Raw genomic sequence first — 13,049 nt, 5'->3', positions numbered from 1 at the left:
CGTCCAACCTTCAGATCCATGCCCACGACAACCCAGGTGAACATCGACGAAATCGAGCAGCGGCTGCTGCTCGACGCCATCTATCACCGGTATCACTACGACTTCCGCGAGTATGCGCAGGCCTCGCTCAAGCGGCGCCTGCGCAGCGCGTTGACGGAGTTCGACTGCAGGACGCTGTCGCAGCTTCAGGACCGTGTGCTGCACGAACCGGCGGTGTTCACCCACCTGCTGCAGTATCTGACGGTGCAGGTCAGCGACATGTTCCGTGACCCCAGCTATTTCCTGTCGCTGCGCAAGGAGGTGGTGCCCATCCTGCGCACCTATCCGTCGATCAAGGTGTGGGTGGCGGGCTGCAGCACCGGCGAAGAGGCCTATTCGCTGGCGATCCTGTTGCATGAAGAAGGCCTGCTGGACCGTGCGCTGATCTACGCGACCGATATCAATCCGCACGCGCTGCGCACGGCCGAGCAGGGCGTCTTCGATCTGGACCGCGCGGCGGCGTTCACCGCGAACCATGCGCAGGCCGGCGGCCGCGCTTCGCTGTCCGACTACTACACCGCGCGGTATGGCCGCGTGGTGTTCGACAAGACGCTGCGCGAGCACATGGTGTTCTCGGATCACAGCCTGTCCACGGACAGCGTGTTTGCGGAAGTGCATCTGGTGTCGTGCCGCAACGTGCTCATCTATTTCGAGCGCGACCTGCAGGACCGGGCGTTGGGGTTGTTCCACGACGCGTTGGTCCACCGCGGCTTCCTCGGGCTGGGCTCCAAGGAGTCCGTGCGCTTTTCCGCGCAGGCCGGGGGCTTTGACGATTTCGTGCTGGCGGACCGCATCTACCGCAAAAAGGCCGACCTATGAACGATCAGGCGCCTGTCTCCGAATCGCGGGCCGTCGGCCCGTGGGACGCGATCGTCGTCGGCGGTTCGTCGGGCGCCATTGACGTTCTGAATGTCCTGCTGCCGGCGCTGCCCGTCGGCCTGGCGGCATCGGTGATCGTGCTGCTGCACCTGCCCTGCGACCGCCGCAGCCGGCTGGTCGAGATATTCGGCTACCGCTGCGACCTGCCGGTGCTCGAGGCGGAAGACCAGCAGGCGATCCTGCCCGGGCACGTGTATTTCGGGCCGCCGGGCTATCACCTGCTGGTGGATCATGGACCGCGCCTGGCGCTGTCGATCGACCCGCCCGTGAATTTTTCGCGGCCCTCGATCGACGTGCTGTTTCAGTCCGCCGCCGATTGCTATGGCGAACGGCTGCTTGGCGTGGTGCTTTCGGGCGCCAACGAAGATGGCGCCGACGGACTGGCGGCCATCCATGCCGCCGGCGGCCATGCCGTGGTCCAGGCGCCCGCCACGGCCGCCATGCGCGCCATGCCGGATGCCGCCCTGGCTCGCGTTCCTGCTTCACAGGTGTTGACGCCTGAGGATATCGCCGCCTTTCTCGCGCAGCTGCCCACCCAGCGGCTGCCCTGATAACAACTTGCATTGACACTATGAACCCCACATCAGCCCCGCTTCCCGACGACCGCATCAAGTGCCTGCTGGTCGACGACGTTCCGGAGAACCTGATCGCGCTAGAGGCGCTGTTGGCAAGCGACCGCGTGCAGGTGCTGAAGGCGCAGTCCGGCCCTCAGGCGCTGGAACTGCTGCTGGACCATAGCGACATCGCGCTGGCGCTGCTGGACGTGCAGATGCCGGACATGAACGGCTTTGAGCTCGCCGAACTGATCCGTGGCAGCGAGCGCACGCGCCATATCCCGCTGATCTTCATCACCGCCGGCTCGCGCGAGCAGAACTGGCAGTTCCGCGGCTACGAGAGCGGGGCGGTCGACTTCCTGTACAAGCCGGTGGATCCCTACATGCTGCGGACGAAGGCGAACGTGTTTTTCGAACTGCACGAGCGCAAGCGCGCGCTGGCGCAGCAACTGGAAGCGCGCACCGAGGCGCTGCGCGTGAACGAGATGTTCATGGCCGTGCTGAGCCATGATCTGCGCACGCCGCTGCAAGCCATCATCATGGGCGCGACGCTGATGCAACGCCAGAGCGACGATGCGCGCGTATCCAGCTTGGCGCAGCGCATGTTGCAAAGCGGTGAACGCATGTCGTGCCTGATCGAGGACCTGCTGGACGTGACGCGCATTCGGCAGGCGGGCGGCCTGGCGCTGACGCCCGCCACCGTCAGCATGCTCACCCTGGTGGAGCGCACGCTGGACGAGGTGCGCACGGGCTTTCCGGAGCGCCAGGTGGGTTCGCTATGCAGCGGCGATTCGAACGGTTTTTGGGATGGCCAGCGTATTTCGCAGGTCATCGCCAACCTGGTGGGCAACGCCTGCCACCACGGCAGCAGCGGCGTTCCCGTGCTGGTTGAAGTGGACGGCACGGCCGAAGACCAGGTGGTGGTCACGGTGAGCAACGGCGGCACCATACCGCCCGAGCTTGTCCCCCACCTGTTTAACCCATTCCGAAGCGGCGCCCGTCCCCCGGGCGGTCATCATGGTCTGGGCCTGGGGCTTTTCATCGCGCAGCAGATCGTCCTTTCGCACGGCGGCCGAATCAGCGCGGAGTCGCGCGACGACATCACGAGCTTTCGCGTGGAGTTGCCCCGGCATGCCAAACCGGACAGTTCCACCGTGATGGCGAGTCCATTGCGCGTCGCGCCGGACGCCTGAAACGCAGGCGGCGCGCCGCCCCTTGCCGGGAATAGCGCGGGGGCGGGCAGCACTTTTATCTATTCTCCCGCAGCGCCGCCCGCCGCCAGGTCCGCCGGGGTGTCGACGTCCGCACACACGCCGGCATCGTCGACCGCGATGTCGGCCACGCCGTGGCGGCCTATCAGGGCCCGTGCGCCTTTGTCGCCCGCCAGCTCTGCCAGTTCCGGCCAGAGCGAGCGATGGAAGGCCACGGGGTGACCGCGGCGGCCGTTCCAGACCGGCGCGACGATGCTGTGCGAAAGCGCAGCCCGCGCGACGAGCTGGCAGGTGTCGTGCCGCAGCCATGGCATATCCCCCAACGCGACCAGGCATGTCTGGACGTCAGGTCCGCTCGTGAGCATGACGTGCCTGGCCGCGGCGGCAAGGCTGTCACCCATGCCGTCGGCGTGTAGATCGGTCGTGATGACCTCGCATCCGGCTTGAACCAGCAGCGCTTTCAACGGCGCATTGTCCGGGCGGGTTATCGCCACCACGTGGCCGGCCGCGGCCCGCAGCGCCCTGGCGGCGGCCGTTACGACAGGCGTGCCGTCCGGCAACTGCGCGGTGAGCTTGTCCTGGCCTTGCGCGGCGTCGGCGTAGCGGCGGCCGTGGCCCGCAGCAAGCAGGATGCCCACGCACCGCGTGCGCGGCGCGTTGTCTGGATTGGTTGCGAGATCGAACATTTTCTTGTCAGGTTGGCGTGGCGGGTTGCGCAAGCCCGTCGGTATCATCAAACGATCCTGCGCGGATCACGTCGTTTCATCAATCCTTGCTCCGGGCTCGCCGCGGCGCGCCGGAGCCATGAGGGCACGAGATGCAGAGCCTGGACATGCAAGTGCTGGCGGCGCTTCGGGAATGGGGCGGCCTGGGCCTGGATCGGGTCCTGGCGACGGTTGCTTCCACCTGGGGCGCGTCGCCCCGCCAGCCTGGCGCCTTGCTGGCCATCCGCGGCGATGGACGAGTGATGGGGTCGGTGTCGGGCGGATGCATCGAAGACGATCTTATCGAGAAAATGCGCCAAGGCAAGCTGTGCGCGCCGCTGCCCTACGCCGTGGTCTACGGCGGCAGGCCCGACGACGCGATGAACTTCGGGCTTCCTTGCGGCGGAACGCTGGAGCTCGTCATCGAGACGAACCCCGACGCCGCGCAGCTCGCCGCGCTCGAAGACCGCTTGCGAGGCGGGCGGCTGGCGCGCCGGTCGGTGGACTTGCTGACCGGCGTGGTCACCGTGACGGACGCGCAGCCGGGCGATGCCGTGGCCTGGGATGGTTGCACGCTCAGTTCGATACACGGTCCGCAATGGCGGCTGCTGCTGGTGGGCGCCGGGGACATTGCCCGATACATCGCGCCGATGGCGCAGGCGCTGGAGTTCGACGTGCAGGTCTGCGATCCGCGCGAGGAATATGCATCCACCTGGGACGTGCCGGGCACGACGCTCTTGACCTGCATGCCCGACGATGCCGTCAGCGCGCTCAGGCCGGACGCGCGCACGGCCATCGTGATGCTCAGCCACGATCCCAAGCTGGACGACATGGCGCTGCTGGAAGCCATCGGATCCCCGGCGTTTTACGTGGGCGCGCTGGGTTCGCGGCGCAGCAATGACAAGCGCAGGCAGCGCCTGAAGGAACATTTTGGATTCACCGAAGCGGACGTCCAGAGTTTCAAGGGGCCGGTCGGATTGGATATCGGCAGCCACACGCCGCCGGAGATCGCCGTATCGATTCTGGCGGAGCTGACGGCGGTCAGGAACCGCCTGCGGAATTCGGGCGCGGGCCGCGGGGGGCAGGGCAACGGCGGACGGGTGCTGGACGCGGAGGTGGTGGACAAACACGCGCAAACAAATGGCAAGGAGTGCGTCGCTCCTTCGTGAGCGCTGCGTCCGGTACTTCGCGGGAACACCGATTGCTGCTGCCGTGCATTTCGCGGCTCGCAAGACTTTCAAAGGAAGAACGACCTTGGAAAACGCTATCGATATCAAGATCTCGCGACGCAATCTGCTCAAGGTGGGCGCGGCGTCCGCCACCGCCATGACCGCGTCGCCGATGTCCGCGGGCCACGGCGCGGGCGCCGCGCATGGCCTGTCCGCAGCGGTCACGCTGCAGGTGAACGGCAAAACGCACGAAATGAACCTGGATGTGCGCACCACGCTTCTGGACGCGCTGCGCGAACATCTGCGCATGACCGGCACCAAGAAGGGATGCGACCACGGACAGTGCGGCGCCTGTACGGTGCTGCTGGACGGCCGGCGGGTGAACGCCTGTCTGACGCTGGCGGTCATGCACGATGGCCAGGAGGTCACGACGATCGAAGGCCTGGGCACGCCGGCGGCCCTGCATCCCCTGCAGGCCGCGTTCGTCAAGCACGACGGCTACCAGTGTGGCTACTGTACGCCGGGCCAGATCTGTTCCGCGGTCGGCATGCTGGACGAGGTGGCGCGCGGGATGCCCAGCCACGTCAGCGGGACGCTGTCCGAAAAGCCGTTGCTGTCGCCGGAAGAGATCCGTGAACGCATGAGCGGCAACATCTGCCGCTGCGGCGCCTATTCCAACATCCTCGAGGCCATCGAGGAAGTCGCGGAGAGCAAAGCATGAAACCGTTCACGTACGAGCGCGCCCGAAGCGACTTTGACGCGGCCGCCAGCGCCGCGCGCGAGCCCCGCACCCGCTTCATTGCCGGCGGCACCAATCTGCTTGACCTGATGAAGATCGAAGTCGAGACGCCGGCGCACCTGATAGACGTCAATGGTCTGGGCATGGACAGGATCGAGCCGGCCGACGATGGGGGCCTGCGCATCGGCGCCCTGGTGCGCAATGCCGACCTGGCTGCCGACGCCACGGTGCGGCGCGATTATGGCGTCCTGGCGCGCGCGCTGCTGGCTGGTGCGTCGGCGCAAATCCGCAATCGCGCCACGACCGCCGGCAACCTGCTGCAGCGCACGCGCTGTCCGTATTTCTATGACACCAATCAGCCCTGCAACAAGCGCGCTCCGGGCACCGGCTGCTCCGCCATTGGCGGAGTGACGCGCCAGCTGGCCGTGATCGGCGCCAGCGACGCCTGTATCGCCACGCATCCCAGCGACATGGCCGTGGCCATGCGCCTGCTGGATGCGAAAGTGGAAACGGTGCGTCCGGACCAGACCCGGCGAGTCATTCCCATTGCCGACTTTTACCGCCTTCCGGGGAACACGCCGCACGTCGAGACCGATCTGGAAACAGGCGAACTGATCACGGCCGTCACGCTGCCCAAGCCCCTGGGCGGCAAGCATATCTATCGCAAGGTGAGGGATCGCGCGTCGTTCGCCTTTGCGTTGGTGGCGGTGGGCGCCGTGGTGCAGGACGACGGCAGCGGTCGGGTGGCGCTGGGCGGCGTCGCGCCTCAACCCTGGCGAATGGAATCGGCCGAGGCGCATCTGGCGGACGGCGCGGCGCGCGTGACCGACATCCTGTTGGCCGGCGCCAAACCGACGCCGGACAATGCCTTCAAGCTGACGCTGGCGCAGCGGGCGCTCAATGCGGTATTGACGGAAGCGAGGACCTGACGCCATGAAATTCGATACTCCCGCGACAGAAAATCCCATCGACCAGCAGAAGGTCGTCGGCCAGCCGGCGGATCGCGTCGACGGTCCGCTCAAGACCAGCGGACAGGCCACCTACGCCTACGAACACCACGACGTCGCACCCAATGTGGCCGTGGGATACGTGGTGGGTGCGGCCATCGCCAAGGGCGCCATCGCCGCCATGGATATCGAGACCGCGCGCATCGCGCCCGGCGTGCTTGCGGTGGTGACCGCGCAAAACGCAGGCAAGCTGGGCAAGGGCAAGATGAACACGGCCACCTTGCTGGGCGGCCCGAACATCGAGCACTACCACCAGGCGATCGCCGTGGTGGTGGCCGAGACTTTCGAGCAGGCGCGCGCCGCGGCCAAGCTGATTCGCGTGAAGTACGTCCGCGCAAAGGGCGCCTTTGACCTGGCGGCGGAAAAGCGCGACAACGGAGCGGCGGGCAAGCACATTCCGAAGACCGACACGGGCGACTTCGACAGCGCTTTCGCGTCGGCGCCGGTCAAGATCGACTACACCTACACCACGCCGGACCAGTCCCACGTGATGATGGAGCCGCATGCATCCATGGCGGTGTGGAAAGGCGACAAGCTGACGATATGGACAGCGAGCCAGATGGTCGACTGGGGCCGCGCCGACGTCGCGAGGACGCTGGGAATTTCCAAGGAGAACGTGCGCCTGGTGTCGCCCTACATTGGCGGCGGGTTCGGCGGAAAGCTGTTCGTGCGCGCCGACGCGTTGCTGGCGGCCCTGGGCGCCCGCGCGGCGGGTCGGCCCGTGAAGGTTGCGCTGCCGCGCCCGTTGATGATCAACAACACGACGCATCGTCCCGCCACCATCCAGCGCATACGGCTGGGCGCGGAGCCGGACGGCAGGCTGACGGCCATCTCGCACGAAAGCTGGTCCGGCGATCTGCCCGACGGCCAGCCCGAAGAGGCCGTCCAGCAGACGAAGTTGCTGTACGCCGGCGCCAATCAGAGAACCGCGCTCAACCTGATGACGCTGGACCTTCCGGAAGGCAATGCGATGCGCGCGCCGGGCGAGGCGCCCGGCATGATGGCGCTGGAGATCGCCATCGACGAAATGGCGCAAGCCCTGGACATGGATCCGGTGCAGTTCCGGATACGCAACGACACGCAGGTGGATCCGACCGATCCATCGCGGCCGTTTTCCCGGCGGCGCTTCGTGGATTGCCTGCAGACCGGAGCCCGTCACTTTGGATGGGAGCAGCGCGACGCCCGGCCCGGCGCGCGCAAGGAGGGACGCTGGCTCATCGGCATGGGGATGGCCAGCGCCTTTCGGAACAACCTGGTGACCAAGTCTGCCGCCCGGGTGCGGCTGGATGGGGCAGGGCGCGTCATCGTTGAAACCGACATGACGGACATCGGCACGGGCAGCTACACCATCATCGCGCAGACCGCCGCCGAGATGCTGGGCGTGCCGCTGTCTCGCGTCGTGGTGCGGCTGGGCGATTCTACGTTTCCGGTGTCCGCGGGATCAGGCGGCCAATGGGGCGCGAACAGTTCCACGGCCGGTGTGTACGCGGCTTGCGCCAAGCTACGCGCGGCCGTCGCGGAGCGCTTGGGATTCGACGGCGAAAGCGCTGTCTTCGCGGACGGCGCGGTCAAGGACGCCAGCGGACGCTCCGCGCCATTGACGCGCGCGGCATCGGGCGGCGAGCTGGTGGCGGAAGACACGATCGAGTTCGGCGACCTGGACAAGAAGTTCCAGCAATCCACCTTCGGCGCGCATTTCGTCGAAGTGGCGGTCGACGCCGATACGGGGGAAACGCGGGTGCGGCGCATGCTGGCCGTCTGCGCCGCCGGACGCATTCTGAACCCGAAGACGGCCCGCAGCCAGGTCATCGGCGCCATGACGATGGGCCTGGGCGCCGCGCTTATGGAAGAACTGGCGGTCGACCATCGCCTGGGTTACTTCGTCAACCACGACCTGGCCAGCTATGAAGTGCCCGTGCATGCCGACGTGCCCCGGCAAGAGGTCATCTTCCTGGACGAGGACGACCCCGTGTCATCGCCCATGAAAGCCAAGGGCGTCGGCGAGCTGGGCTTGTGCGGCGTGGCCGCGGCGATCGCCAACGCGGTATACAACGCAACCGGCGTGCGTGTGCGGGACTATCCGGTGACGTTGGACAAGTTGTTGAAGGGGATGCCGGCGTCGGCATGACGCGGATCGCGCAACCCGCGATCCGCCGCGCGGCCTTCCGCTATGCTTGCGGGATGACGAAACAAGACTATCAAGACGCCTTGCGCCGCGTGCTGGATGCGCACACCGAAACTGCGTTGCGCAAGCTGGAGGGCGTGTTTGCGCAATTGCCCGACAAGGCGCGTGAAATCCAGTTCGGCATCTTTCCCGACCAGGGTGGAGAAGGGACCTTTTCGGTGGTGATCGGCCTGGAGGGCCCGGACCTTTACGTGCTGAACAAAGCCATCGACGAGCACCGTTGCCTCTTCGACGTGGTCCATGGCGAAGACGGCCTGTGCCCGTCCGTGCCGATGTTCTCCCGGGAGCCGCCGTTCTGCGTGCAGGATGTCATCGCCGATGCGGCGGCTGGCTGGATTGAAGCGCTATGGGAGCGTGGCGGGCGCGCCGTGTCCCCGCGGCCGGCGATGATCTACGCCAACGACGATTACGGCATGGACTTGCCGCGGGCGTTGGCAACTCGATAGGCTGGCCTGGCGACGTGCGCGCAGGCTCCGCAGCACGGGGCGAATCCGAAACAATCGCAACAATAAATTACGGCTGGCTGCATGCGGGTGTCCGGTCTCGGATCCCTTGCCCGCATGAACCCGCAGCGCGACAGCCCACGCCAATACTGGGGCTGGGCCGCAGATCGCCCGAAAAGACCGGCGCCGCGCGGGTCACGAACCAGAGAGTCATGGCCTGGGCCGTGTTTCACGCAGCGATCTCATTGTTGCGATCGGTTCTCGAGTCGGTAGCATGCGCGCTTCATCCGACTCAGCCCATCCAAGGACCGATCCATGACTCTGCCGCGACTGCGCCTTGCCCTGCCCGCCCTCACGCTTGCGCTAGCCCTGTCTGGTTGCGTCACGAGTCCGTATTCCAGCAACGGCGAGGGCACCCGGGACGATCCCCGCTATGCGCAGTTGCTGGACCTGATCAACGAGGCGTTGAAGGCGGACATGGCCGTGGTGCTGGTGGCCGACCTGATGCCGCACGCCACGCTGAAAGATGCAATGTTGATGACGAAGTGGACCGGCAACACCGTCTGGATGTTCGAGCCCGACCCGCGCATCACCTTTGGCCGCAAATTCCAGAACAACGCGCTGCAACGGGACAAGGACACCACGTACCTGTTCAAGGCGTTCGAGGTGCACATCCTGCCGCCCGGCAAGTACCTGCTGACCGGCGGCGACGACTACAAGCTGAATGCCCTGCTGGACCAGGTGGGCGCGAAGAGCGGCCCCGTGGGTTCGGGCCGCGGCGCCAACGGCACCGCGTACCTGTCGCCGGAGCTTTATCGCGAGTTCTACAAGGAAACCAACTGGCACGAGGGCACGACCAGCACCCAGACGAAGACGCGCCAGGTCTGCACGGCCGTGCATCGCGGTTCGGGCGCCTGCGTAAGCTGGGGCGAACAGCAATACACCGAGACTTCGCAGGGGTCCCGGGCCGGCTATTACGAGGACACGGACTCCCGCGATATTCCCGCGATCAAGGTGCAGTCGCGCGTTCCGCCCAAGCAGGCATTGGCCAGCTTCACGCTGAAGGGCGGCGACCTGGTGCTGAGCCAGCGCATGCACATGAAGACGCCCAGCTACAAGTTCAAGCAGTCGGCCTGCCGCGCCGTCGATCCCAAGATGATCGAATGCCCGCTGGAGGACTTCACCGTCTACACCTGGCCGGCGCCGATGGACTTCACGCAAAAGTACTTTGCGCAGCTCAACAACCTGAGCGACGCGCACCGCAAGCTGCTGTCGACCCTGAAGCCAATGCAGATCACGCCGCTGGGCAAGCAGGGCATGGAAGATCCGGTCTGGGGCGTGCCGCTGTCGCTGAGCAAGGGCAAATAAACGGAATGGCGCGCGCGGCCAGAAAATCGCCGCGCGCCGCCCGAGGGCCGGCGGAACGCCAAAACCCATTGTTCGACAGGCTTGAATCGTTTTACCCTTGAACGATTCTTGAACGATTGGCTGCACGGTGGCTGCAGTCCAAAGTCGACGTTGATGGAGGTTTCCGTATGAATGGCGCTCACAGCCTGGTGAAGACGTTGCTGGCTTCCGGGGTGGATACCTGCTTTGCGAATCCCGGCACCAGCGAAATGCACTTCGTTGCCGCCCTGGACCAGATTCCGGGAATGAAGTGCGTGCTGGGCCTGCAGGAAAACATCGTCACGGGCATGGCCGACGGCTATTTCCGGATCGCCAGGAAACCGGCCTGCACCTTGCTGCATTGCGGACCGGGCCTGGCCAACGGCATGGGCAACCTGCACAACGCGCGCCGCGCCCGCAGCGGCATCGTCAACATTGTTGGCGACCAGGCCACCTATCACCGGCCGTTCGATGCGCCGCTGACGGCGGATACCGCCGGCATGGCGCAAACCGTGTCGCAGTGGGTGCGTACCAGCGTCCGGTCCGAGGAACTGGGCCGGGACGCGGCAGAGGCCGTGAGCGCCGCGCAGGTGTACCCCGGCCAGATCGCCACGCTGATCCTGCCGGCGGACGTGTCCTGGAACGAAGGCGGCGTCGTCGGCACGCCGGGCAGGGCGGCCCTGCCTCCGCCCATCGACGGCAACGCCATCGAGAGCGTGGCCCGCAACCTGCGGGCGCACGGCGCGGATACGCTGATCCTGCTGGCCGGACCGGCCGCGTTGAGCGAAGGGCAGGGGCTGGCTTGGCGGGTGGCGCAGGCGACAGGCGCCAGCGTCATGGCGGACTTCGTTACCAGCCATGTGGCGCGCGGGCGCGGGCGCCTGCAGCTCGAGCGAATTCCCTACAACATGGAGCAGGCCATCAAGACGTTGGCGCGCTTCAAGCACATCGTCCTGGTCAATTCCAAGCCGCCGGTCGGGTTTTTCGGTTATCCCGGCCTGCCGTCCACGCAATATGCATCGGACGCGCAGATCCATGTCCTGTCGCGCCCTGACCAGGATCCCGTCGAAGCATTGAAGGGTCTGGTCCAGGCGCTGAACGCGCCGCACGCCGACATCCCGGATCCCGGCCCGCGGCCGGATCCCGCCACGGGTGCTGCAACCCCCGAGGGCCTGGCGCAAACGGTGGCCGCGCTGATGCCCGAGAATTCCATCGTGTCGGACGAAAGCGTTTCCTTCGGACGCGGGTTCTACAAGTTCAGCCATGCCGCGCCGCCCAACGATTGGCTGCATTTGGCGGGCGGAGCGATCGGCGATGGCCTGCCCGTCGCCACGGGCGCGGCGATCGGCGCGCAGAAGCAGCGCCGCGTCATCGGCCTGCAGGCCGACGGCTCCGCGATGTACTCGTTGCAGTCGCTCTGGACGCAGGCGCGCGAACAGTTGCCAGTTACGACGATCATTCTCAACAACGGCAAGTACAACATCCTGATCGGCGAGTACAAGGGCGTTGGCGCGGTGCCTGGCGATACCGCCATGAGCATGCTGGACCTGGGCAATCCTTCGCTGAACTGGGTGGGACTGGCCAACAGCATGGGCGTCGAGGCCGCCCGCGCATCCGACCTTGATGCGTGCGCGGATCTGATGAAGGCCAGTTTCGGCAAGTCCGGGCCGTTCTTGATCGAACTCATGATCTGAAGCCGGCCGGCGCCGGGCGACGGTACTGCGTCCCCGCTATGGGGGCGCGGTTTGCCTCGGTCGCCGGTTCGGACCGCACGATACGGGAACTGGTACATGTGGCGCGATCTAGGTTGGTCGTTCTCCAGCGTCGCTGCATTGATATGCGGCGGCGCAACGGCCTGGCTGCATTGGTGGGTGGTGATGCACCTGGGCTTGTGGCCGTACATCATCTATGAACTGATTCCGGGGTTGCTTGGCCTGGCGTTCGGCATTTATGCGCTGCGCGAGAACGGCAGCAAGATCGCCTGGCTGGGTCTCATGCTGTCCTTGTCCCCGCTGGTGACCTGGCTTGGCAAATGAGGCGGCTTGGACAAGTGGGCGCAGGGCGGTGCAGGGCGAGGATGTCGCCCTGACTACCGCTGCATTCGTGTCGTCGCCGGATGGCCGGTCAATGCGCGGTCGGCGCATCCGCCAGGCGGCAGGCGATGGCGCGCAGTTCCGTGCCGTCAGGCAACGCGTAGCGGCTTTCTCCCAGCCATGACACCGGCCTGCCATCCTGGACACAGCAGTAGAAAAAAGCGTGTTCGCCGTCGTCGCAGGGCAGGGACCTGCTCCGGCGCTCGATGATGTAAGTGGAACCGTCCGATCCGATCGCGACCAGTTCGATTGACCGCTTCGTATAGTGCGTCTGCATGGCGTCGCTCCTTTGATCGGATGTCGTTGTTTTACGTTCTTATTGCGTCATCGCCACAAACGGCGGTCAATAAGCCATTGGTCCACATCCTCCTACGATTTTTCTGCGGCGGGCGCGCGCACCCGATAGTGAGGAACGGAGTGAGCGCTCACGCTAGGGTTTGTCCCAGCGCGGGAAGCTGCTGCGCCGGCGTGCGCAACGCGCGGACATGAGGCAGGATAGGCGGATCGGGGTGCCTGGGCGGTGCGGCGTGCGCGACCCGCCCCGGCGGTCGTAGTCATTTCGGGTAATTGAGCACCCGGCTGACTGCGCATAGATTGACCAGAATTTTCCCGGCATACGGCTTCACGGCATTGCCGGGCT

13 protein-coding genes are annotated in these 13,049 nt (G+C 66.0%); 11 read left to right on the top strand and 2 right to left on the bottom strand.

Annotated features, from left to right (window positions below; translation table 11 throughout):
• The first annotated feature begins 18 nt into the window (after nt 1-18).
• The 3 genes from RT614_RS07505 to RT614_RS07495 are packed head-to-tail and all read left to right on the top strand — an operon-like array spanning nt 19 to nt 2,665.
• Nucleotides 19-858 carry a CheR family methyltransferase gene (locus tag RT614_RS07505; RefSeq protein ID WP_313621423.1) on the top strand — a complete coding sequence of 280 codons (840 nt, stop codon included), beginning with the start codon at nt 19-21 and terminating at the stop codon, nt 856-858.
• A complete protein-coding gene (locus tag RT614_RS07500) occupies nt 855-1,469 on the top strand; it encodes a chemotaxis protein CheB (protein WP_313621421.1) in 615 nt (204 codons plus the stop codon). Before RT614_RS07505 ends, RT614_RS07500 begins: the two co-directional genes overlap by 4 nt.
• A gap of 20 nt (nt 1,470-1,489) precedes the next feature.
• Nucleotides 1,490-2,665, top strand: a complete 1,176-nt coding sequence (locus RT614_RS07495) for a hybrid sensor histidine kinase/response regulator (RefSeq protein WP_313621420.1) — start codon at nt 1,490-1,492, stop codon at nt 2,663-2,665.
• 59 nt (nt 2,666-2,724) lie between these two features.
• Here RT614_RS07495 and RT614_RS07490 read toward each other — a convergent pair whose 3' ends face one another.
• On the bottom strand, nt 2,725-3,369 hold the full coding sequence (locus tag RT614_RS07490; RefSeq protein WP_313621418.1) for a nucleotidyltransferase family protein: 645 nt from the start codon (nt 3,367-3,369) through the stop codon (nt 2,725-2,727).
• A 131-nt stretch (nt 3,370-3,500) separates the two neighbouring features.
• Here RT614_RS07490 and RT614_RS07485 point away from each other — a divergent pair, with 131 nt between their 5' ends.
• From RT614_RS07485 to RT614_RS07450, 8 genes are all read left to right on the top strand, one after another.
• Nucleotides 3,501-4,556 (top strand): XdhC family protein, encoded by a 1,056-nt coding sequence (locus tag RT614_RS07485; protein WP_313621416.1) that lies wholly within the window; start codon nt 3,501-3,503, stop codon nt 4,554-4,556.
• An 85-nt stretch (nt 4,557-4,641) separates the two neighbouring features.
• Nucleotides 4,642-5,277 (top strand): aldehyde dehydrogenase iron-sulfur subunit PaoA, encoded by a 636-nt coding sequence (gene paoA / locus RT614_RS07480; RefSeq protein ID WP_313621414.1) that lies wholly within the window; start codon nt 4,642-4,644, stop codon nt 5,275-5,277.
• On the top strand, nt 5,274-6,224 hold the full coding sequence (locus RT614_RS07475; RefSeq protein ID WP_313621413.1) for a xanthine dehydrogenase family protein subunit M: 951 nt from the start codon (nt 5,274-5,276) through the stop codon (nt 6,222-6,224). Before paoA ends, RT614_RS07475 begins: the two co-directional genes overlap by 4 nt.
• 4 nt (nt 6,225-6,228) lie before the next feature.
• Entirely contained in the window at nt 6,229-8,430 is a 2,202-nt protein-coding gene (gene paoC / locus RT614_RS07470; protein WP_313621411.1) for an aldehyde oxidoreductase molybdenum-binding subunit PaoC, read from the top strand.
• 53 nt (nt 8,431-8,483) lie between these two features.
• The gene (locus tag RT614_RS07465) at nt 8,484-8,933 is read left to right on the top strand and encodes a DUF6389 family protein (protein ID WP_313621409.1); all 450 of its coding nucleotides are present in this window, start codon (nt 8,484-8,486) and stop codon (nt 8,931-8,933) included.
• Nucleotides 8,934-9,245: 312 nt separating this feature from the next.
• A complete protein-coding gene (locus tag RT614_RS07460) occupies nt 9,246-10,298 on the top strand; it encodes a hypothetical protein (RefSeq protein ID WP_313621408.1) in 1,053 nt (350 codons plus the stop codon).
• Between the two features lie 167 nt (nt 10,299-10,465).
• Nucleotides 10,466-12,010: an acetolactate synthase large subunit gene (locus tag RT614_RS07455; RefSeq protein ID WP_313621406.1), complete on the top strand. Its 1,545-nt coding sequence runs from the start codon at nt 10,466-10,468 to the stop codon at nt 12,008-12,010.
• A gap of 96 nt (nt 12,011-12,106) precedes the next feature.
• Entirely contained in the window at nt 12,107-12,352 is a 246-nt protein-coding gene (locus tag RT614_RS07450; RefSeq protein ID WP_313621404.1) for a hypothetical protein, read from the top strand.
• Between the two features lie 88 nt (nt 12,353-12,440).
• Here the strand turns inward: RT614_RS07450 and RT614_RS07445 are convergent, their stop codons facing one another.
• The gene (locus tag RT614_RS07445; protein ID WP_313621402.1) at nt 12,441-12,686 is read right to left on the bottom strand and encodes a hypothetical protein; all 246 of its coding nucleotides are present in this window, start codon (nt 12,684-12,686) and stop codon (nt 12,441-12,443) included.
• Nucleotides 12,687-13,049 lie beyond the last annotated feature (363 nt).

Origin of the sequence: Achromobacter sp. (assembly GCF_032102605.1) — a bacterium.
GTDB lineage: Bacteria > Pseudomonadota > Gammaproteobacteria > Burkholderiales > Burkholderiaceae_B > Achromobacter.
The sequence above is the reverse complement of the archived record's forward strand: the minus strand, read 5'-3'. Positions and strand labels throughout refer to the sequence as shown.